Here is a 21225-nt window from a genome sequence, read left to right as displayed (position 1 = left end):
TGTATCAACTTCCAGTGGTGGTTATGCAGTGAGGGGCGCGCTCTCAAGCGCCTGAGATAGTTCGCTCCATGCTGTGCCTTCCCAGCGGGGGCCGGAGGCGAGGATTCTCAGGGAACGCGGCTCGGGAGCATCTTCTTCAGCTTCCTCGTTTTCTTCCCAGGGATCGTGTTCTTCGGTGGCAACGAATTCTAAACCAGCTTCGATATCTGCACCTGTTACGCGGGTGAGTTCAAGATCTAATCGTGATTCCGCCAGATGCTCCACTTTGTCTCTGCCCCACTCAATAACGGTAACGGACTGATCCATTGAGTATTCGAGGTCGAGGTCGTCGATTTCTTCGGCGGAGCTCAAGCGGTAAGCATCGACGTGTACTAAATCGGGGCCACCGGGGCGAGGACCGTCGGGGAGATTGGGATGCACTCGTGAGAGAACGAAGGTGGGTGAGATGACACCTTCTCGGACGCCAAGCCCCTCCCCCAGAGAGCGAGTGAAAGTAGTTTTTCCTGCCCCTAGTTCTCCCGTGAGAATAAGCAAATCACCCGGTTGCAGGAGCGGCGCTAAGGCTAGTGCTACCGATCGGGTATGTTCAGGGCCTTGTAATGCAATATCAATTTTCGAAAGTGCAGTCATTTGTTAGCTCTCGCTGGTTGATGTCGATTCGCCAATAAATACGCGGTCCACACGAGAGGATATGCGTGTGACGATTTCGTAGTTGATAGTACCTGCAGCCTCTGCCCATTCGGTCACCGACGGATTTTCTCCGTTGCCAAAGAGGACGACGGGCGCACCTAGGTACCCAAATTCGGGGTCAGATAGTCCGGGTTTACCTAAGTCAATGACCATTTGGTCCATAGCAATTCGACCTACCACCTGATAAGTCTGGGCTTGTGCACCGGCAGGGTAGATGCGCACGGAGGCGTTGGAAGCGACGCGCGGAACCCCGTCGGCGTACCCCACAGGCACCAGTGCAAGGGTGGTGGGGGTTTCGGTGCGATAGCTCAACCCATAAGAAACACCTTGTCCGGCAGGTACTTCTTTGACGGAGTTGATAAAGGTTTGAAAGGTCATGACCGGTTGAAGCTCAAAATCTTCAGGATCATGTGAGGAGATGGGCGATAGTCCATAGACACCCAAACCTACTCGAACCGCGTTACCCAGGAGTTCTTCAGGAATTGCTTCCTGCCCGTGCATCAGCGTGCCGGGTGTATTAGCTATATGGAAAAGTTCGGGGTTCAGCCCTGCCTGGCGTACATGATTGACAGCAGCGTTGAAAGCTTCCAGCTGAGTGAGAGTCTCGGTACGGGCAGGTTCGTCGGCTACTGCCAGATGGGTAAAGACACCTCGTACGGTCACGAGATTTTGCTCTTCATACTCACGAGCTCGGTGCAGCAAAGCGGGCAGATCAGCGAGGGTGCAGCCATTTCTCCCCAAGCCAGTATCAACTTTTATATGCACGACGGCGCGGGTTCCTACTTTTTGCGCAGTCTCGGCGACGGCGTCCAAATCCCAACCCGAGACCCCCAGCTCAATATTTCCTGTCAGCGCCCGGGAAAAATCAGAGTTGAGAGTGTGCATCCAGGCCAGTAGCGGGGCGTCGATTCCAGCACGACGTAGGGACAAACCTTCACGGATGTGGGCAACGCCCAACATATCTGCTCCCGCTTCTAGCGCCGCTCGTCCTACTTCTATAGCGCCGTGTCCGTAGGCATCAGCTTTCACCACGGCAATGAGGGTACGCTCCCCTATCTCAGTCTTGAGGTGTCTCACGTTGTGGCGTACAGCGTTCAGGTCAATGACAGCCATGCGCTCGGGAGCACCAGGCGCAAGCACGGGTGTAAAAGATGGCGTGGCAGACATGCGTTTCTCCTGAACGTAGAGGGTCATTGCTTTCTAAATCTTACGCCCTTGCGTATTATCCCGGTTAAGCGCACCTTTCTTTAATCTTTGAGCAGCATCTGAGTGTGTCCTAGAGTTAGAGCTGTGAATGAGATATTTACTGCAGATGAGTGCAAGGTACAAACCTCGGAGAACGGTGTGCACCTTCACATCATTTCGATGCATACTTCCCCTCTAGCTCAACCCGGTGAGGGCGACGCCGGTGGAATGAATGTGTATATTGACCGTTCGCTACGAGCACTTCTGGCAGAATTTCCTCAGCTCTCCGTTGAAATTTTTACTCTGGCGCCGCAACGTTTGAAACGCTCCTGCCAGCAGGTCTCCGAGCGCGCAGTCGTCCATATGATTGAGATTGAAGAAGCGTTCGGTGCTAAGAAGTCCGAGCTCCCTGGTTTCATCGATGAATTTGCGCGCCGAGTTCAGCAAAAGTCCCGCCGCTCCCCCGACATCATTCATTCTCACTATTGGCTCTCAGGTTTGGTGGCATTGCAGTATGGCGAGGATATCCCGGTGGTTCATACCATGCACACTACCGCCGCAGCTAAGAACGCGCGGGCAGGCGCCGGCGAGCCGCATGAGCCGGCCGAACGACGCCGTGCTGAACAGGAAATTGTCGAGAAGTGTGCGGCACTGGTGGTCAATACCGCGGTAGAGAAAGAGCAGATGGTTCGCTTCTATGCGGCGGATCCTGCCAAGATTTCGATTATTGAGCCCGGCGTAGATACCGGTATTTTTAAGCCGACTACCGGTGAACAAGCTGAGCATGCGGGCTCTGCCACTTCCGCGCATCTTGTTTTTGCTGGTCGTCCTCAGCCCCTGAAGGGGCCGCAAATTCTGGTGGAAGCCCTGGCTTTACTCCCTGCAGACCTGGCGGTGAACCTTACGGTCATAGGGCGCTCGAACACCGACTTTGAGGAGCGGCTTCTGGCACGCGCCCAGGAGCTCGGGTTAGAACAGCAGGTAGAACTTATTCCTCCGGTTTCTTCCCGCGATCTTGCCCAGCAGTTCAGAAGGGCAGATATAGTGGCGTGTCCCTCGTCGTCGGAGACATTTGGGCTGGTCGCTTTAGAGGCTCAGGCTTGCGGAACCCCGGTCATTGCTACCGATGCAGATGGTCTTGCGGCTGCCGTTGAGCACCAACGCTCAGGTGTATTGGTTGCCAGCCGGACCCCTGCGGACTGGGCACAGGCTATAGAACACCTTGTGCGCCACCCCCAATTACGCCAGAATCTTGGGGCTTTTGCCGCACAACGAGCTGCTCGCAAGACGTGGGAGCTCACCGCAGAACATCTCTTTGAACTTTATTCTTCCCTTTCAAAACCGTCCTTTACTGACCGCTAAAGACTAGGAGCTTCCATGAAACTCAAAAAATTTACGCTCACTGACCAAGAATTTGCAGATTATCTGAATCAGGCCCGTATTTGCGGAGATATAGCAACCACACGCGAAAACAACATCAGCCACATGCACGGATTCGTGGAGGGCAACGAGCACCTGAAATTTGGTGTGAAGTGGACCAGGAACTGGACCTATGAAGATATTTTCGAGTTGATGGCGCGGCGGGTGGGAACAAAGAATGAGGCCTCTTTCCTCGAAGGTCAAGATTCAATCAGCGCGGAAAAATGCATTGAGGCGCTCTATGAGTATTCAGAAATCTTCGGACGTGCGGTCGGTAACCAGCAAAAATTACTATTCGGAACCGGCCACCCTGCCGGACTTTTCCCCATCTACTGCGAGCTAGCGCGCTACGCCGAGAGTGCTGGGGCAGAAATTTTGCAGATTCAAGAGGGAGATAAATTTCTCGACGGCGAAATTCGGCAGATTCTTGATGTAGTGATGTTTGAACAGTATGGCAACCTACAGCACACGCATTTTCCCGGTCCGATGGAGCTTTCTCTCCGTCAGCTCAGAGAACGGGGAACCGAACCTGATCTGGTGATTGCTGATCATGGTCTGGCTGGGTATGCTGCTAGCGCTGGGCTAGCCACAATCGGCATTGCAGATTGTAACGATCCCGGTCTATTTGTTTCGGCTGAGCAGGGGCAACTTTTGGTAGCGGTTCCTATGGACGATAATGTAAATCCTCATCTTTACCAGCCGGTAACCGAATTTATCTTAACTAAGGCAGGTTTGCTGGGGTAAGAGGCATCCTCTATCTTTTTTCTATCATCTTGCCCACGTTTACCCCCCTAAATAGCAGGATACTTATACCCTAGTGAGAGGGTATTTTGTCCCCGGTTTAGGGAACAGTCGGTGTTGCAAGACCGACTGAGCATATAACACGCATATTATTTTTGATACTGATATAGAAATATGAAGTTTAGAATAGAACTCTATGAGGTAATAGGGTCTTTTCGTCGCATTGACGAAAAGTATCCTCATAGAGGCAGAGGGCAAATAAAAAGGGGATTAACTAGGTGGAGAACGAATCCATCATCGAAGAGCGCTGGGCAGAAACTCGCGACACGCGCACGTGGCAACCTAAAATCGTTGCCGCTCTTAATATCGGTGATTTTCTCGCAATAGCAATTACTATCATCGTCGCACACGTGGTGAGTTTTGGTTGGCGTGATGCCAACGTACTCGGTCGTGCCGAAGCAACTTTGGATTACAGCGCAACCGGAATCATCATTGGCATTTTGTGGTTCATTTCCTTGGAGATTGCTAACTCACGAAATATTCGCTATCTAGGTCAAGGCAACGACGAATACCGCCTAGTTATCAAAGCAACCACGTATTTCTTCTGTGCGGTAGCAATTTTCTCGTACGTCACGACTATTGACTTTGCCCGTGCCTACATTCTGATTGCCTACCCCTTGGGTCTTGCACTTTTGCTCATTACGCGGTGGTGCCTACGCCGCTATCTAGTGCACTGGCGTAACAAGGGACGTGCGCTTACTCGCGTTATGGTGGTTTCCGACGAAATTTCCGGCGCTCACCTCTATGACACTTTGCATGGTGCTAAGCAGTCCGGTCTTAACCCGGTCGCTTTCTATCTTCCCGGTTTTGAAGCCGGCACTACCGTTGCTGGGTACGACGTACCTGTGTTGGGGTACAGCACCAATTCCCAGGAGATTCTCGAAGCCTGCCGCGCTCACAATATTCATGCGGTTGCTGTTTCTTCGGGTCACCGTCTTACCCCTAAAGAGCTTCGGTCTTTGGGCTGGGACCTGGCAGCTGGCCACGTCAAACTGATCGTTGCCCCCGCAATGACTGACATTGCCGGTCCGCGTATTCGCACTCAGCCGCTCAATGGTGTTCCACTCATTCACGTTTCGACCCCGCGCATGGAGGGTTTCTCTGCTCTGGTCAAGCGCACAATTGACATCGTCGCGGCATCTTTCGGTCTTATTCTTCTTTCCCCGCTTTTGCTGGTTGTAGCTTTGATTGTGAAGTCTGACGGAGGACCGATCTTCTTCCTGCAGCAACGTGTAGGTTACCGCGGTCGTCCTTTCCACATGGTGAAGTTCCGTTCGATGGTAACTAACGCTGAAGAGCTGAAAAAAGAACTGATGTCGCAGAACGAGGGTAACGGCATTCTCTTCAAGATGGCTGACGATCCTCGCATTACCAAAATTGGTAAGTTCATTCGTAAATATTCAATCGATGAACTCCCCCAGCTATGGAACGTACTCATTGGCGATATGTCGTTGGTAGGTCCTCGCCCACCTCTGGAATCTGAAGTAGAGCAGTATGAGGAAGATGCTTATCGCCGTCTGTTGGTAAAGCCCGGTATTACCGGTTTGTGGCAGGTTTCTGGCCGTTCTGATCTTTCGTGGGAAGAGTCCATTCGCTTGGATCTCTACTATGTGGAGAACTGGTCCGTTATTGGCGATATGGTCATTCTCTTCCGCACAGTTCGCGCTGTATTCGCCCAGGAAGGCGCTTACTAAGCATGTAGGGATGAGAAGAAAATGCCGGTTACTTCTGTGAAGAAGCAACCGGCATTTTTGCGCTTGAAAGCACCTAGGAAGCTAAGAAAGTAGCCACGGCCTGCGGAATATGTCGGACAACCTGAGACGGCGGCACAGGTCCCTGCAGGCCGCCCTGGTGGACGACGTCCGCTGCTAGATGATGGATTCGAACGGCACAGGCTGCAATCCGTGCATAATTTTCAGGTTCAGGCTTCTCTTCTCCCGATGCTGGCATGGTTGAATTTTCTTGTTCAAGAGACGCTTCATATTGAGCCAGCAGGGCACCGAGAATCCCGCATAGCGTATCTCCGCTACCTGCAGTGGCTAGCCAGGGAGTTCCTGGAGCAACACTGATAACTTTTCCGCTGGGGGACGCAATCAGAGTAGTTGCCCCTTTCAACAGCACTGTTGCTCCGCTCAGCACAGCTGCTCGTCGCGCCCAGAAAACTGGATGCGCTTCTATGTCTGCGCGGGAGGGAGCTTTTTCTTCCCCCATCTTCTCTTCCCACCGCTGGGCATCGAGTACTTGTATCCACTGCAGAAAACCTTCCAATTCGCCGGCATGTGGAGTAAGAATTTTATGGCTACCCAGGATTGCTTCCATCGCCACCCAGCGGCCAGCTACTTCGACAGCGGCGGCGTCCAAAACTGCTGCCTCTTTCGCCTGGATAGCATGTAGGAGGTCCTGCTGTCGATATTCGGGATTAGCCCCTGATCCCGCCGCCCATGCTTGTACGTGAAGTTCCTCCGGCTTCTGCTGGCTACACACAGCTTCAGGTGTATTGAGCTGGATTTGATAGTTGAGGCGGTCTGTTCCTACGAAACGAACCATACCGGGTCCCGTATGGACGGCGGCTTGGGTGCTCATTAAAGCGGCTCCGGGATACTCTTCGCTTCCGCAAATCATCCCCAAAACTCCGCGCGTGTATTTATGGTCAAATGCTCCGGGTTGGGGCAAACAACCGACCAGTTCAGCATCGCAATAGCGAACCGCGTCAGCTGTTGTCTCCCTCAACAAATCAGAAATTCCTAAATCAGCAACCACCATTTCCCCGCAGAGAGTTTCGGCTGAAGTGAGGAAAGGGGTCTTAGCTGCAATGAAAGTCACGGTGCGTTGCGCCCGCAGAACCGGTTCAAATACTTCCCCTGAATCGGCGTCTATACCGGAGGGAAGATCACAGGCAACGACCGCCGGTAGCTCCCCACGTAGCTGAATTTCCCTCAAACTCTGCACTACCTGCTGGGAAGTGTTCCGTAATCCCCCTCGGGACCCAGTTCCCAGAATTGCATCAACCACTACGGCGTAGTCGTCCAACGACTCGGGCAGCCCTGCCAGGACTTCTCCCCCGGCTTCGAGGAAAGCATCTAAGGCATGTTCGACGGCGGAACCCTCGGTAAGGAGAGCATCTACAGCGGTTCCTCCTTGAGCTAGAGATGCGCCGGCAAACAGAGCATCAGCACCGTTATTACCCTTCCCCGCCAGCAACAGCACTTTGTTCTTCGCGCCCAGATAGTTTTCAAGGGAGCTACTCAACGCCAGGGCTGCGCGTTGCATCAGATAACCGTCGTAGTCCGGTGCGCTGACCACCGGCTCTTCAATAGCACGAATAGTACTTCCTGAATAGGCAGAAATCATCGGCTTTCTCCTTCCACGGCAGGTTCCACTGATATGAGCTGGTGAGCCCCCTCAGCGTCAATCCGGAGTAAAATTTCTTGTTCTTCTAGTGTGAGATGTTCGGCAACCACAGAGGCAATTGCAACAGGGTCATCGTGAGTAATAGTCAGATGCCAGCGATTAATACCTAAGGATGCTGCGCGATCCGCAACCGTGCCCGTAGTAACTACGAAGGGCGCGCCGTCGTCAGTATTTTCAATCCAGCAATGCTGCCATACCATGCCACTCGGTGCACGCAACGCCTTAGCGATTGCCTCCTTAGCCGCAAAACGAGCCGCCAATGATCGGAGCGTTTTTCCTCTTTCTGCCGGCACAAATACGCGCTCTATCAGCGCAGGATTTCTCTCAATAATGGAGGCAAACCGGTCAAGGTTTACTACGTCGATGCCCGTACCTATAATCATTGCGGCGGTCCTTTCTTCTGTATCCAGTTTAGACACCTGCGCTATCAGGGCACGAAAAAGGGACGCCCCCTGGCAGGTTGCGTCCCTTTTCACTTCACCTTAGCTCAAGCTAGTGAGTAGTCTGTTTACTCAACAGTCACTGATTTTGCAAGGTTACGAGGCTGATCAACATCCAGACCCTTAGCACCGGAGAGTGCGCAAGCGAAAATCTGCAAAGGCACGGTAGCCAGCAGAGGCTGCAGCAAAGTGGGGCACTGGGGGTAACGGATAATGTGGTTGGAGTAAGGCTCCACTGCGGAGTCGCCTTCTTCTGCAATCGCAATGGTTACTGCACCACGGGCGCGGACTTCCTGAATGTTCGATACGACCTTGGAGTGCAAGGAATCGCGACCGCGAGGTGAAGGAACAACCACGAAGATGGGCTGACCCTCTTCGACCAGAGCGATCGGACCGTGTTTGAGCTCGCCAGCGGCGAATCCTTCAGCATGGATGTAAGCGATTTCCTTGAGCTTCAAAGCGCCTTCTAGCGCTACGGGGAAGCCAACGTGGCGGCCGAGGAAGAGCACCGAATCGGAGTCCTTCATCTCAATGCCCAGATCCTTGATCTGCTGTTCGTTGTCCAGGATTGCCTGAATTTTCTCAGGCATAGCCTGCAGTTCTTTCAGAACGCTCTGGATTTCGTCCTTGTACATGTTGCCGCGCAACTGTGCGAGGTAGAGACCAAGCAAGTAAGCTGCGGCGATCTGGGACAGAAATGCCTTAGTGGAGGCAACAGCAATCTCAGGACCTGCGTGGGTGTACAGAGCAGCGTCTGATTCACGAGGCAGGGTGGAGCCGGTGGTGTTGCAGATGGAAACAACCTTGGCGCCCTGTTCCTGTGCATGGCGCACAGCCATCAGAGTGTCCATGGTCTCACCGGACTGAGAAAGGGAAACAACCAGGGTCTTCTCGTTCACAATGGGATCCCGGTAGCGGAACTCATGTGCGAGCTCAACTTCGGTGGGGATACGGCACCAGTGCTCGATAGCGTAGCGTGCAACCTGACCTGCATAGGCAGCGGTACCGCAAGCTACCACGATGATCTTATCGATGGAGCGCAGAATCGAGTCATCGATCTTGAGCTCGTCAAGAGTCAGGTTACCCTTTTCATCGAAACGCCCCATCAGGGTATCGCGCACAGCCGCGGGCTGTTCGTGAATTTCTTTCTCCATGAAGGAGTCAAAGCCGCCCTTTTCAGCAGCTGCTGCGTCCCACTCGATAGCGTAGGGCTTGCCTTCTGCAGCGTTACCTTCGAAGTCGATAATGCTGTAGGAGGTAGCGGTAATGGTAACGATCTGATCCTGGCCCATTTCAACTGCGCTCTTGGTGTAGTCGATGAAACCGGAAACATCAGAACCAAGGAAGTTTTCGTTTTCGCCCAGACCGATAACCAAAGGTGAGTTGCGGCGGGTTGCCACTACTTCATCTTTGTGATCTGCGTGAATAGCCAAGATGGTGAAGGCACCTTCAAGACGATTCGAAGCGAGGCGAAGAGCCTCGGTCAGGTTTTTGTCCTCAAGCTTGTTGTAAATGCTTGCAATGAGGTTTGCTGCGATTTCAGTGTCAGTTTCTGACTTGAATTCCACACCTTCAGCGAGAAGTTCGGTGCGGAGCTCTGCGAAGTTTTCGATAATGCCGTTGTGCACAACAGCCATTTTGCCGCCGTCGACCACATGGGGGTGAGCGTTTGCATCGGTAGGTCCGCCGTGGGTTGCCCAGCGGGTGTGTCCAATTCCGATGTTTGATTCTGAGAGAGGGTGAGCTTCTACTTCATTGGCAAGGTTGACCAGCTTACCCGCTTTTTTGCGGTACTCAATACCTTCGTCACCAATGACTGCTACACCAGCGGAGTCATAACCACGGTATTCCTGGCGGCGGAGACCTTCCAGGAGCACATCGTATGCACCATGACCGAATTCTTTACCGTCTAGGGTATGACCCAGACCTACATATCCAACAATTCCACACATGTGGGTAATAATACCTGAGAGCAGGTGTATGTACTGGTAAACACTCGTGTTGTCCACTCTTCGGTTATCTATTGCGTTTATCTCATCCTTCAAGTCTTTTAAGCTCTAAAGATTAGGTTGCGGGCATTCGTATAACTAAGATATTGACAATGAGCGCCGCTTCATTATTGCCAAAGTTCTCCCCGTACACCGAGCTTGATCGAACTACATGGGCTCGACTCGCTTCAGAAATTCAGGTTCCTCTCACCCAAGAGGAGATTGAAGACCTTCGTGGTTTAGGGGAAACAATGAATGTTGAGGAAGTTCGGCAAGTTTATTTGCCCCTTTCTCGGCTGCTGAATCTCTATGTGAATGCCACCAGCTCTCTCAACCATATGACTAATGATTTCCTTGGGGTTTCCCAGCGCCGTGTTCCATTTATTATTGGAGTCGCTGGTTCGGTGGCTGCCGGGAAGTCAACCACAGCTCGTATTCTGCAAGCACTTTTGCGCCGCTGGCCATCCACCCCTCGTGTACAACTCGTTACTACCGACGGTTTTCTTTATCCCAATGCTGAGCTAGAGCGACGGGGAATCATGGATCGTAAGGGGTTTCCTGAGTCATATAATCGACGCGCGCTCTTACGGTTTGTTTCGGAGATTAAATCTGGAGCACCTGTGGTTACTGCACCGAAGTATTCGCATCTCTACTACGATATTTTGCCCGATGAGTGTATCGAGGTTACTGCTCCGGACGTCCTGATTGTTGAAGGGCTAAATGTTTTGGCACCGGCGAAGACGGGTGCAAACGATAAGGCGGCGCTTTCCCTCAGCGATTTTTTTGATTTCTCTATCTATGTGGACGCGCGGACTTCCGACATCGAACGCTGGTACATCGAACGTTTTCTTTCATTGCGGGACTCGGCATTCCAAAATCCCCACTCACACTTCAATAAGTATGCGGATTTGGACGACGACGCTGCGAAAGATTTGGCTCATTCCATTTGGAAATCGATTAATGAGCCAAATCTGATTGAAAATGTGCGCCCCACTCGAGGTCGAGCTACCCTTATTCTCTCCAAAAGCGCAGATCATACTATTTCACGCGTCCTGCTCCGTAAGAACTAAGAGGTTAGCGATGAATCTTCCCCGTCGCCATGTGCTGTAGCTGGGCTCCCCCGCGTCAATCTCTGTGTTGGTCAATAAAGCCCACCCTCTAAAGCCTCAAAATTGGATGCCTGAGGACTTAACATCTGTAGGCACAGTACGGTATGTTTTGCCGATTCACCTGAAGCGCAGTGGTTAGCGAAGAACGCACATCGCTTTGGTTTCATCCTCCGCTTCCCCTATGGGAAACATGAGATAACGAGGTATTGGATTGAGTCCTGGCATTACCGTTATATTGGGGAAAGGGAAGCACAGCGCTATCAGAACGCCGACGCCGCAAGCTTGGAAGAATGGTGAGGATTCGAACCTGCACCACAGTATCTCAGTTAGATGTACGAACAATTAATTCTCAGCGCCTCTAAAATTGGAGCTAAAGGCCCCCATATGTTCGCCGTGAGAAATCACACTTACTTTCCCGGTAAATATTTTCGATAAATTATTCCCGATCTGTCTAGGCAAGATTATTCTTGAACTCATGCTTAGTGGATTTAAAGATTTTATTACCCGTGGAAACGTCATTGACCTTGCAGTAGGTCTTATCATTGGCGGCGCTTTCACTACCGTTGTTAACGCACTTGTTGAGAGTGTACTTATGCCTGCAATTGCAATGATTTTCCAGGCTCCCAACTTCGATAGCTGGTTGGCTTTTGGCGACGTCAAGGTCGGCGTCTTCTTGACCGCAGTCGTCAACTTCCTTATCGTTGCAGCAGCTCTGTACTTCTGCATCGTCATGCCCATCAACAAGATGAACGAACGCCGCGCTGCAAAGCTTGGCACTGAGGATCTTGCTGACGAAGCTGAAGATCCCCAGTTGGTTCTCCTCAAAGAAATTCGCGACGCTATCTCAGCACCTAAGGGTGACCCCCGCGTCTAATTTCTTTTGAGTCAAAATAAAAATGCCCCGCATCATACGATGCGGGGCATTTTTGTTTCTCTATCAGCCCGAGATACAAGAAAGCGCCCGCCTCCGGTCAGTGTTTCTCCTGGCCGAAAGCGAGCGCCTTATTACTCTGCAAAGATGAAGGTACTTAGGCGAGTGCTCGCTTGAAAGTAACCTGCAAATCTTCAAAGAGGGGGTGGGAACTCTCGATGCCGGTTAGTTCAGTAACCACTGCTGGCAGGTCCGCTGAACCATCCTTGACAGCAGCGAGCTTACTCTGGAGTTCCACAGCTTCAGGATCTTCCTGAACATCGAACTTCAGCAAAGCCTCAACAGCGGCCAGGAGTCCGCTTACCGGGCGCCCCATCTCGGCAAGTTCTGCTGCAGGGCCGATGAATCGTTCGTTGCGGCTAGCCTTGCGCAACGGCGCACGTCCTACACGCTCAGTGGTGTCGGGAAGATACGGGTTAGCAAAACGAGTCAGAATCTTATCGACGTAAGCCTGCTGGACTTCAGGTTCAAACCCGAACTTGCGGACTACAAGATCCTTCGTCTCTGCCAGAGCTGCGGCAACCTTTTCGTGAATTTCCGGCTTCTCCAACGCATCGGAAAGCTTAGAAATTCCCGCTTCGTAGCCGAAGTACGCGGTGGTAGCGTGCCCGGTATTCACGGTGAAGAGCTTGCGGGTGATGTAAGGGGCAAGATCGTCTACCCAGGTAGCACCGGGGATATCCAGTGGTTTACCTTCGAAGGGTCCAGTTTCAATAGCCCACTCGTAGTAGTTCTCAACGGTAACGTCAAGACCTTGTCCGGGCGCCTGGTTAGGAACAATACGGTCTACCGCGGTGTTAGCGAAGACGGCGTACTCATCAGCCTCGGCGAAGTGCGAGCGCACTTCATCTGCCAAACCATCGGTTGCGTTAATGGCATTTTCGCACGCCATGACTGCAACTTTTTTGCTGGTACCGTTCTCTGCTCGTTGGCGTAAGCCATCGGCAATGTTTGCCGCTACGAACTTCAACACGGTGGGCCCAACAGCGGTGGTGACGACGTCAGCAGTCGCAATTGCTTCGGTCAGCGCCTCGGGGTTCTGAGCAGAGTTGATGCCCGAGAAACCTGAGATTTCGATGTCCTTAGATTCATTACCTACTTCATGAACGGTATAAGTATCCGCTGCATTGATGGAATCAATCAGTTCTGCGTTGACGTCTGAAAAGACCAGCTCGTAGCCGGCTTCCTTCAGCAATACGCCCACGAAACCGCGTCCGATATTGCCTGCACCAAAATGTACAGCCTTCTTCATTAGTTAACCTTTCCGAAGATATCGAGTACTTCCTGAGCAGTCTTAGCTTCTTCAAGCTGGGCTACAGAGGACTTGTTGCTGAAGATCTTTGCGACCTTCTGCAAAAGCTCGAGGTGCTCACCGTCAGCACCGGCAATGCCGATGACGAACTTCACGGGCTTACCGTTCCAGTCTACGGGCTGGTCGTAGCGAGTGAAACTCATCGCGGAGGAGTTAATCGCTGACTTCGCTTCATTGGTTCCGTGAGGAATCGCAAGTCCGTTACCCATGAAGGTGGAGACGGACGCTTCTCGGTCATGCATAGCAGTCACATAGGAGCTATCGACTGATCCGGACTTCACCAAGAGCTGTCCAGCCTGGTCGATGGCGTCGTCGCGACCGGTTGCCGATGCGCCCAGAACGATTGAGTCTTCGGTCAGAATCTTTGAAGATCGGTTATCTGATACAGGTGCAGTTTCTGCCACGGAGTCAGCAGAACCGGTTCGTGCAACATTTGCATCTGCTGCTGAACCAGCAACACCCGATGCTACGACCTCTTCACGAGTTACATCAGTAGTTGCCGCATCGGTAGGTGCGGAACCGCCGGTACGCTGTTCACGAATCATTTCAACAATCTCATCGTAGCGAGGTGAATTCATGAAGTTATCTACTGCTACGTGAACGGCGCTGGGGGTGGGGCGAGCTGCGCGATCGGCAAGATCCTGGTGGGATACGAGCAGGTCGAATTCGTCCTTGAGGTTGTTAATCGCAGAGTTGACGACGGTGACGTCGTTGCCGAAACCGGCGTCCTTAATCTTGTTGCGCAGTACCGAAGCACCCATTGCAGAAGAGCCCATACCAGCATCACAAGCGAAAACAATCTTGTTGATCTGCTTGTTGGTCTTACCGGTAGTAGTAAATGCACCGGCTACCGAGGACTTCTTGCCCTTCATCGCCTGCATCTTCTCTGCTGCTGCTTCAAGATCCTCATCTTCCTTCTTGGAGAAGCGAAGAATGAGAGCGGCAACCAGGAATGAAACGAGGGTTGCAGCGCCAACACCCAGTGCCATACCCAGGTAGCTATCACGGGCGGTCATTGCAGAAATGGCAATAATCGAGCCGGGTGCTGCGGGTCCGACCAAACCTACCTTGAAAATGGATTCAACGGCAATACCGGACATACCACCGGCGATAGCTGCAACAATCAGCTGGGGCTTCATCAGAACATAGGGGAAGTAAATTTCGTGTATACCACCGAGGAAGTGAATAACCGCTGCACCGGGGGCAGTTGCCCGAGCAGATCCGCGACCGAAGAACATGTAAGCCAACAAGATACCGAAACCGGGGCCGGGATTAGCTTCCAGAAGGTAAAGGATTGACTTACCGTGTTCCAGAGATTCCTGAGCTGCCAACGGGGTAAGAACACCGTGGTTGATAGCGTTGTTCAGGAAGAGAATCTTTGCAGGCTCAATCAGCAAAGAGGTAAGCATCAACAGGTTATGGTCAACCAGCCAGCCCACTGCAACTCCGGCAGCATGCTGGATAACGTTCATCACTGGAGTCAGCAAGAACATTGAAGCTACTGCGGCAACGGCGGCAAAGATACCGGCTGAGAAGTTATTAACGAGCATCTCGAAACCGGGGCGGATTTTGCCGTCCCACAGACCGTCAAGCTTCTTCATGCACCATGCAGCCAGAGGGCCCATAATCATAGCGCCGAGGAACATGGGCGACTTTGCACCATCTTCGCCGACAAATACCTCTGCAGAGGTACCCATGATGACTCCCATAGTTGCAGCTGCACCAACCACACCGCCGCGGTGTTCGTAAATGAGCTTGCCGCCGGTGTAGGCAATCAGGATGGGGAGCAAGAAGAAGACCATGGGGTCGACCATGGACGAAATTTTCTCGTTGGGGAAAAAGCCCTTAGGGATAAAGAGTGCGGTAATTAGGCCCCAGGCAATAAATGCACCGATGTTGGGCATAATCATGCTGGAGAGGAATGTACCCAGCTTTTGTACGCGAACGCGAATAGAGGTGCGCTCCACGTTGGTTTCAGTCATTGAAACCCCTAACTTACTTTATGTGTGAACCTTTCTGCTAACAGATATCTCTGAAAACACTAAGCTCACATATCATTTCTAGGCTGAAAAGACAATTCAGATGTCTAGATTCTACACTTTTAAGTCACATATCTGTACAGGTTTATCCCAGATATGAGAAGGGGGAAGACGCCGTTCGGCGTCTTCCCCCTATTGATGGAAATTCTTACAGTGAAAGCTCTGCAATCACTACATCAGCTAGACGTTGAGCCACGCTATCCGCTGTTTCCTGGTCAGCAGCTTCAACCATGACGCGCACCAAAGGTTCGGTGCCTGAGGGACGCAGCAGAACTCTACCGCTCTCACCCAGCTCCTTCTCTGCTTCAGCTACAGCATCTTGCAGAGCAACCGAATCTTTCACGCCGTCGCGATCAACGCCCTTGACATTGATGAGCTTCTGCGGCGTAGGTTGCATCCGTGCTGCCAACTCACTCAAAGGGAGTCCCGTATGAGCGACCTCAGCGGCAAGATGAAGACCGGTCAAAACGCCGTCGCCAGTTGTTGCATAATCACTCATAATCACGTGACCAGACTGCTCGCCACCGAGGTTAAACCCGTTAGCGTTCATCGATTCAAGAACGTAGCGGTCCCCGACAGAAGTGCGTTCCAGCTTAATGCCTTGCTCTTTCAGGTACAGCTCGAGACCCAAAGAGCTCATCACTGTAGCAACCAAGGTATTGTCTTTGAGGCGACCTGCATCCTTCATCGCAACAGCGATAATGGACATAATTTTGTCGCCGTCCACCATGTTGCCCTGCTCATCCACTGCCAAGCAGCGATCGGCATCGCCGTCATGGGCAATACCCATATCAGCACCGTGTTTTACCACGGCAGCCTGGAGCTTTTCGGGGTGCGTAGAGCCCACGCCGTCGTTGATATTCGTGCCATCTGGCTCGGCCGCCAAAACAATAACCTTCGCCCCCAGCGTGCGAAACGCGTCGGGAGAAACACCGGATGCTGCACCGTTAGCACAGTCAAGAACAACAGTCAGACCATTAAGACGACGATGCTCTGGCATGGTGGAAAGCAAGTGAGTGATGTAACGATCCTCGCCGTCAGCAAGCGGGCGAATTCGCCCTACTTCGCCGCCGATTGGAGCACGAAAATCTTTCTCCTTGAATAACTTTTCAATAGAATCTTCAAGCGAATCATCCAGCTTCTTACCCCCGCGAGCAAGGAATTTAATTCCGTTGTCTTCTGCAGGATTGTGTGAAGCCGAGATCATGACACCGAAGTCCGCATCGGTTGCGCTGACCAAATATGCTGCTGCCGGTGTGGGGACCATGCCAGCGTCCCACACGTCTACACCGGAAGCGGCAAAGCCCGCCATCATTGCTGACCCAATGAACTCACCGCTAATGCGAGAGTCATGGGCAATAACAGCTTTGGGTCGCGCACCCTTTTTTACCGTATTGAACCCCAAAACGATGGAGGCGGCTTGAGCAAGCTCGAGTGCCATACTCGGAGTGATTAGCTCGTTTGCAAGTCCGCGTACACCGTCAGTTCCAAATAATCTCTTAGACATCACTGGTTATTCTACGCCCTGAAGGCTACTTTGTATCTTCTTTCAGTACTGGGAAGCCCTCAGGATTTTCAGGTTCGTCGTCTTCGAACACATCAGAACCAGAACCAACAATGAGCGGGTCCACCGTTCCTACTACTTTGTGATCTTTGTTGGGGTAGTCAAACTGCGTCAAAACGTAACGCATAGCTTCCAAACGTGCGCGCTTCTTATCGTTAGATTTGACTACCGTCCAAGGAGCATCACCGGTATCAGTGTAGAAGAACATAGCTTCTTTAGCTTCGGTGTAGTCATCCCACTTATCTAAGGATGCAAGGTCTGTGGGGGACAGCTTCCACTGGCGCACGGGATCGGTCCGGCGGGAGTCAAAGCGAGCCAGTTGCTCTGCGCGGGTTACAGAGAACCAGAACTTAATGAGCTTAATGCCCGAGTTTACTAGCATGCGTTCCAACTCGGGAGCTTCGCGCATAAATTCGTAGTATTCCTGCGAGTTGCAATAACCCATGACGCGCTCGACGCCGGCGCGATTGTACCAGGAGCGGTCCATCAGCACGATTTCGCCGCCAGCAGGCAGATGCTTAATGTAGCGTTGGAAGTACCACTGGGTCTGTTCAATTTCGGTCGGTTTTTCCAGCGCAACCACGCGTGACCCGCGGGGGTTCAGATGCTCAGTGAAGCGCTTAATAGCTCCACCCTTACCAGCTGCATCGCGACCTTCAAAAATAATAAGTAGCTTCTGCCCGGTATCTTTGAACCAGAGCTGAAGCTTCAGCAGTTCAATCTGGAGGGCGCGCTTCTCCCGCTCGTATTCTTTTCGGCCTAGCTTCTCGTCGTAGGGGTACCCCTTTTTCCAAGCATCCGATTTTTTGCTATCGCCTTTTAGTTTCTTCTGTAGCGACGAAATTTCGTCCAGTTCAGCAGAGTAGTCCTCCACGACAGATACGCGTCGAGTCTCTTTCTTCAATGCCGATTTAATAGCATTGTTGTGCTCGCCACCGGGAGTAGTCTCACCGGTTTTTGCCTGATCCTGGGTCGAAACTTCTTTGTCCGCCGAGGTTTTACGAGGGGCTACCATAGCTTACCTTTCATAGAGTGACATGTGGTTCCAGTCATATTCTATGTGAGAGAGCTCCTACAAGTATTTGTTACATCTATTTAGACTTTATGAAAATCTCATTCAGCCTGTATCTTGGGTATATCTGAACATAAAGCAAAAGGAAGAGCCGAAATCGGCTCTGCCTTTTGAGTAAGAACTTGACGTTCGAAGCGTTGATTAACGCTTGGAGAACTGTGAAGCCTTACGTGCCTTCTTGAGGCCTGCCTTCTTACGTTCGATAACGCGTGCGTCACGAGTCAAGAAACCAGCCTTCTTCAGGGCAGGACGGTTGTTCTCTACGTCAATCTCATTGAGTGCGCGTGAGATACCCAGGCGCAGAGCGCCTGCCTGACCTGATACGCCGCCGCCATTGATACGTGCGATGACATCGTAAGCGCCTTCAAGCTCAAGAAGCTTGAAAGGATCGTTTACTTCCTGCTGGTGAAGCTTATTGGGGAAGTAGGTAGCAAGTTCCTGACCGTTAATAATCCACTTTCCGGTGCCGGGCACAACGCGAACGCGTGCAACAGCTTCCTTGCGACGTCCCACTGCTGAACCGGAAACGGTAAGCGCGGGGCGAGCTGCCTTTGCTTCTTCTGCTACGGGAGCGGAAGATTCAGAGGTGTAGCTAGTGACCTCTTCTTCGTTTACAATCTGCTCTTCGTTCTGAGCCACGATTTCTCCTAATGTTCTTTCGTTGGCCCGAATTACTGGGCGACCTGGGTGATTTCGAAGGTCTTGGGCTGCTGAGCAGCGTGCGGGTGCTCTGCACCTGCGTAAACCTTGAGGTTCTTCAGCTGCTGAGCCGCAAGCTTGTTCTTAGGAAGCATACCCTTAACAGCCTTTTCTACGGCGCGAACGGGGTTGGTTTCCAAGAGTTCAGCATAAGATACCGACTTCAGACCACCTGGGTAGCCTGAGTGACGGTATGCACGCTTCTGTTCAAGCTTTGCACCGGTTAGTGCAACCTTTTCAGCGTTGATGATGATGACAGAATCGCCGGTATCAACATGAGCAGCAAAGGTCGGCTTGTGCTTTCCGCGCAGCAGTGTTGCGGTCTGGCTGGCAAGACGACCCAGGACAACGTCAGTAGCGTCAATGACGTGCCACTGGCGCTCTACTTCACCGGGCTTGGGAGTGTAAGTGCGCAAAATTTCGCCTTTGTCTCGTATGTACATATGGCGCTTAGTTGGGTATCGCGCCTCTTTCAACGTGCGATTAGCAGGGTTTGGGTGAGGACCAAACGCATCTACTCGTTCACAAACTCCCTGGGCGCATCTTTCTTTTCTGCTCTGCAACCAAGCTGTAGAAAGGCGCACGTGAATCAGGGCGGAACACGCACAACGTATGAAACTATACATCAGGTATTTTGCTTAATCCACATGAACTAGCTGTAAATCACTGGTTTAATCTTTGAAATACCATGTTTGTAATTCAACTCTCTTAAGAGCCAGCCATTATGTTTTCCACAGTTCTAACGTGGATTTAAAGGGAGCTCTCTCATCGCCCGTGCCTGATCTGCTTGTACTCGATAGAGGTCCGCCGCCGGATACTCGATATGTGCTAAAGCAAGACCACGAGGGCTAGCAAGTCGCACATCAGAATCGCGCCGTGGATTTTCAATACGACTTCCCAACCACACGAGGTCTTTTTTGCCTTGCCCTACGAGCACCAGCGATGCAACCAAAGTCCGTACCATATTGTGGCAGAAAGCATCCGCACGGATAGATGCCTCCACTAGACCATCATCTCTACGAGTAAAAAAAATCTCTCGCAATTCGCGAATGGTAGTCGAGCCCTCTCTCGGCTTACAGAACGAAAGAAAATTATGTAACCCCAGTAAATTCTGAGCCGCTGAGTTCATTAAGTCCAGATTGAGCTCATCGTCAATCTGCCATGCCATATGCCGGACGAGCGGGTCAGATCCCTTAGACATGAAACCGTCTTCAATTAAGTAGCGATATTTTCTTTCTAATGCGGAAAACCTCGCATCAAAAGTATGAGGCACTTCCTGGGCAGAGAACACGGTAATAGCTTTTTGGAGAATACCGTGCAATCGAGTTGGTACTCCCAGCTCCTGTTCGGCGTCGTTGAGGCATTTACTCATTGCTCCCCGGAGTTTACGTGGCAGAGCTTGCGCTGGCGAGAGCCCGCTCCTTCCGGCAGCACTCTCCCACTTATCTTCGGGGATATCGCAATGTATGACTTGATGTAGAGCATGCACTCCCGCGTCAGTACGACCAGCTACAGTGACGTAGATGGGCTGGCGAAAAATCATGGCGAGGGCCTCTTCAACCACTCCTTGTACCGTCACCAGCTGAGGTTGCTTTGCCCACCCTGCAAAGGGGAAACCATCGTAAGCTAAGTCCACCCGAACGCGTTGGGTACTTACCTCACCAAGATCTTCGTCTGCCACGGTCTCTCCCCTTCGTATCACCCGATACCTCACATTCTTTAAAACAAAACTGCCGCCCACAGTTTACCTGTGAGCGGCAATTTAGAGCTAAAAGCTCAAAATCCGATTATTCGGAAATTTTCTGAGCAGCTTCGCCACCAGCAGGTGCGTAACCTGCAGCCTTAGCTGATTCAGCATTATCGAACCAGATTTCAGCCCTGGTGGATGAGTACCAGCGTGAACCAGGCACGTGGTACTTCATGGAGTCAGAATTACCCTTGACTTCAAAGCCCTCGGGAGCCTCGCCGGACTCAAGAGGTGCATGTGAGCCAGCAGGCAGGTCTGAAGAATCGGTTGCAGTAGCTGCTACAGGAGCTTCAGTCTTTGCTTCTTCAGCGGGAACTGACTTAGTAGCTACCTGAGTTGCTTCTTCAACAACTGCAGCAGATGCAACAGGCTCCATCACAAGTTCAATAACAGCCATGGGAGCGTTATCGCCCTTGCGGTTACCAATCTTGGTGATACGAGTGTAGCCACCGGGGCGTTCTGCCATTGCAGGCGCAATAACGGTGAAGAGCTCGTGAACTACAGATTTGTCGGTCAAGGAGCGCAGAACGCGACGGCGTGCAGCAAGATCGCCCTTCTTAGCGAAGGTAATCAAGCGTTCAGCCACAGGGCGCATCCGCTTAGCCTTGGTAACGGTAGTGGTGATGCGCTTGTGCTCAAACAACTGCTGGGACAGGTTGTTGAGCATCAGACGCTCGTGTGTTGGGCTACCGCCGAGGCGGGGACCCTTAGTGGGAGTAGGCATAATTATTTCTCCATGGAATTACAGTTCCGTGGTCTCCATCATGGAGTCTTTTGGAACCAAGCTTTTGACGTTTAGGTTCGCCTTTATAGGCTGG

The 21225-nt window shown here is 52.0% G+C and carries 19 protein-coding genes; 6 read left to right on the top strand and 13 right to left on the bottom strand.

Going from position 1 to position 21225, the window contains the following annotated elements:
- Positions 1-21 precede the first annotated feature (21 nt).
- Both tsaE and alr read right to left on the bottom strand, forming a co-directional pair.
- The gene (gene tsaE / locus ACFR81_RS03135; protein ID WP_190618036.1) at positions 22-630 is read right to left on the bottom strand and encodes a tRNA (adenosine(37)-N6)-threonylcarbamoyltransferase complex ATPase subunit type 1 TsaE; all 609 of its coding nucleotides are present in this window, start codon (positions 628-630) and stop codon (positions 22-24) included.
- A gap of 3 nt (positions 631-633) precedes the next feature.
- Complete coding sequence (alr, locus tag ACFR81_RS03130) at positions 634-1857, bottom strand: alanine racemase (RefSeq protein ID WP_377148629.1); 1224 nt, start codon at positions 1855-1857, stop codon at positions 634-636.
- Between the two features lie 123 nt (positions 1858-1980).
- On the opposite strand from alr, the gene ACFR81_RS03125 reads away from it, so the two are divergent.
- The 3 genes from ACFR81_RS03125 to ACFR81_RS03115 all read left to right on the top strand — a co-directional run bounded on the left by ACFR81_RS03125 (position 1981) and on the right by ACFR81_RS03115 (position 5789).
- Positions 1981-3237, top strand: a complete 1257-nt coding sequence (locus ACFR81_RS03125; protein WP_343876224.1) for a glycosyltransferase — start codon at positions 1981-1983, stop codon at positions 3235-3237.
- Between the two features lie 15 nt (positions 3238-3252).
- Positions 3253-4038 carry a phosphatase gene (locus ACFR81_RS03120; protein ID WP_145175096.1) on the top strand — a complete coding sequence of 262 codons (786 nt, stop codon included), beginning with the start codon at positions 3253-3255 and terminating at the stop codon, positions 4036-4038.
- A gap of 275 nt (positions 4039-4313) precedes the next feature.
- Positions 4314-5789: a sugar transferase gene (locus ACFR81_RS03115; RefSeq protein ID WP_186303180.1), complete on the top strand. Its 1476-nt coding sequence runs from the start codon at positions 4314-4316 to the stop codon at positions 5787-5789.
- Between the two features lie 73 nt (positions 5790-5862).
- Here the strand turns inward: ACFR81_RS03115 and ACFR81_RS03110 are convergent, their stop codons facing one another.
- The 3 genes from ACFR81_RS03110 to glmS form a co-directional block, all read right to left on the bottom strand.
- Entirely contained in the window at positions 5863-7446 is a 1584-nt protein-coding gene (locus ACFR81_RS03110) for an NAD(P)H-hydrate epimerase (protein ID WP_343876225.1), read from the bottom strand.
- Positions 7443-7889, bottom strand: coding sequence for a holo-ACP synthase (locus ACFR81_RS03105; RefSeq protein ID WP_145175102.1), 447 nt, complete (start codon positions 7887-7889; stop codon positions 7443-7445). The genes ACFR81_RS03110 and ACFR81_RS03105 overlap by 4 nt, the downstream gene beginning before the upstream one ends.
- A 125-nt stretch (positions 7890-8014) precedes the next feature.
- Positions 8015-9898 (bottom strand): glutamine--fructose-6-phosphate transaminase (isomerizing), encoded by a 1884-nt coding sequence (gene glmS / locus ACFR81_RS03100; RefSeq protein WP_343876266.1) that lies wholly within the window; start codon positions 9896-9898, stop codon positions 8015-8017.
- Positions 9899-10047: 149 nt separating this feature from the next.
- Between glmS and coaA the strand changes: the two genes are divergently transcribed.
- The 3 genes from coaA (at position 10048) to mscL (ending at position 11917) form a co-directional block, all read left to right on the top strand.
- Complete coding sequence (coaA, locus tag ACFR81_RS03095; RefSeq protein WP_068169491.1) at positions 10048-11004, top strand: type I pantothenate kinase; 957 nt, start codon at positions 10048-10050, stop codon at positions 11002-11004.
- A 123-nt stretch (positions 11005-11127) separates the two neighbouring features.
- Positions 11128-11340, top strand: a complete 213-nt coding sequence (locus ACFR81_RS03090) for a D-alanyl-D-alanine carboxypeptidase family protein (RefSeq protein ID WP_343876267.1) — start codon at positions 11128-11130, stop codon at positions 11338-11340.
- A 178-nt stretch (positions 11341-11518) separates the two neighbouring features.
- Positions 11519-11917 (top strand): large conductance mechanosensitive channel protein MscL, encoded by a 399-nt coding sequence (mscL, locus tag ACFR81_RS03085; protein ID WP_343876226.1) that lies wholly within the window; start codon positions 11519-11521, stop codon positions 11915-11917.
- A 154-nt stretch (positions 11918-12071) separates the two neighbouring features.
- Here mscL and ACFR81_RS03080 read toward each other — a convergent pair whose 3' ends face one another.
- The 8 genes from ACFR81_RS03080 to rplQ form a co-directional block, all read right to left on the bottom strand.
- Positions 12072-13226 carry a mannitol-1-phosphate 5-dehydrogenase gene (locus ACFR81_RS03080; RefSeq protein WP_343876227.1) on the bottom strand — a complete coding sequence of 385 codons (1155 nt, stop codon included), beginning with the start codon at positions 13224-13226 and terminating at the stop codon, positions 12072-12074.
- The gene (locus ACFR81_RS03075) at positions 13226-15268 is read right to left on the bottom strand and encodes a PTS mannitol transporter subunit IICBA (RefSeq protein ID WP_343876228.1); all 2043 of its coding nucleotides are present in this window, start codon (positions 15266-15268) and stop codon (positions 13226-13228) included. Before ACFR81_RS03075 ends, ACFR81_RS03080 begins: the two co-directional genes overlap by 1 nt.
- 205 nt (positions 15269-15473) lie before the next feature.
- Positions 15474-16832 (bottom strand): phosphoglucosamine mutase, encoded by a 1359-nt coding sequence (glmM, locus tag ACFR81_RS03070; RefSeq protein ID WP_343876229.1) that lies wholly within the window; start codon positions 16830-16832, stop codon positions 15474-15476.
- 25 nt (positions 16833-16857) lie between these two features.
- Entirely contained in the window at positions 16858-17904 is a 1047-nt protein-coding gene (gene ppk2 / locus ACFR81_RS03065) for a polyphosphate kinase 2 (protein WP_083147165.1), read from the bottom strand.
- Positions 17905-18102: 198 nt separating this feature from the next.
- A complete protein-coding gene (gene rpsI, locus ACFR81_RS03060) occupies positions 18103-18600 on the bottom strand; it encodes a 30S ribosomal protein S9 (RefSeq protein ID WP_068169503.1) in 498 nt (165 codons plus the stop codon).
- A 32-nt stretch (positions 18601-18632) separates the two neighbouring features.
- On the bottom strand, positions 18633-19076 hold the full coding sequence (gene rplM / locus ACFR81_RS03055; protein WP_068169713.1) for a 50S ribosomal protein L13: 444 nt from the start codon (positions 19074-19076) through the stop codon (positions 18633-18635).
- Positions 19077-19399: 323 nt separating this feature from the next.
- Positions 19400-20341: a tRNA pseudouridine(38-40) synthase TruA gene (truA, locus tag ACFR81_RS03050; protein WP_198924119.1), complete on the bottom strand. Its 942-nt coding sequence runs from the start codon at positions 20339-20341 to the stop codon at positions 19400-19402.
- Positions 20342-20447: 106 nt separating this feature from the next.
- Complete coding sequence (gene rplQ / locus ACFR81_RS03045; RefSeq protein ID WP_068169506.1) at positions 20448-21131, bottom strand: 50S ribosomal protein L17, sunset domain variant; 684 nt, start codon at positions 21129-21131, stop codon at positions 20448-20450.
- Positions 21132-21225: the final 94 nt, after the last annotated feature.

It is taken from the genome of Rothia amarae, assembly GCF_042677725.1.
Taxonomy (GTDB): domain Bacteria; phylum Actinomycetota; class Actinomycetes; order Actinomycetales; family Micrococcaceae; genus Rothia; species Rothia amarae.
The sequence above is the reverse complement of the archived record's forward strand: the minus strand, read 5'-3'. Positions and strand labels throughout refer to the sequence as shown.

Coding starts and splice junctions, on each gene's coding strand:
- tsaE (WP_190618036.1), bottom strand. CDS start 630: ATGACTGCACTTTCGAAAATTGATATTGCATTACAAGGCCCTGAACAT.
- alr (WP_377148629.1), bottom strand. CDS start 1,857: ATGTCTGCCACGCCATCTTTTACACCCGTGCTTGCGCCTGGTGCTCCC.
- ACFR81_RS03120 (WP_145175096.1), top strand. CDS start 3,253: ATGAAACTCAAAAAATTTACGCTCACTGACCAAGAATTTGCAGATTAT.
- ACFR81_RS03110 (WP_343876225.1), bottom strand. CDS start 7,446: ATGATTTCTGCCTATTCAGGAAGTACTATTCGTGCTATTGAAGAGCCG.
- ACFR81_RS03105 (WP_145175102.1), bottom strand. CDS start 7,889: ATGATTATAGGTACGGGCATCGACGTAGTAAACCTTGACCGGTTTGCC.
- glmS (WP_343876266.1), bottom strand. CDS start 9,898: ATGTGTGGAATTGTTGGATATGTAGGTCTGGGTCATACCCTAGACGGT.
- coaA (WP_068169491.1), top strand. CDS start 10,048: ATGAGCGCCGCTTCATTATTGCCAAAGTTCTCCCCGTACACCGAGCTT.
- mscL (WP_343876226.1), top strand. CDS start 11,519: ATGCTTAGTGGATTTAAAGATTTTATTACCCGTGGAAACGTCATTGAC.
- ACFR81_RS03080 (WP_343876227.1), bottom strand. CDS start 13,226: ATGAAGAAGGCTGTACATTTTGGTGCAGGCAATATCGGACGCGGTTTC.
- ACFR81_RS03075 (WP_343876228.1), bottom strand. CDS start 15,268: ATGACTGAAACCAACGTGGAGCGCACCTCTATTCGCGTTCGCGTACAA.
- glmM (WP_343876229.1), bottom strand. CDS start 16,832: ATGTCTAAGAGATTATTTGGAACTGACGGTGTACGCGGACTTGCAAAC.
- ppk2 (WP_083147165.1), bottom strand. CDS start 17,904: ATGGTAGCCCCTCGTAAAACCTCGGCGGACAAAGAAGTTTCGACCCAG.
- rplQ (WP_068169506.1), bottom strand. CDS start 21,131: ATGCCTACTCCCACTAAGGGTCCCCGCCTCGGCGGTAGCCCAACACAC.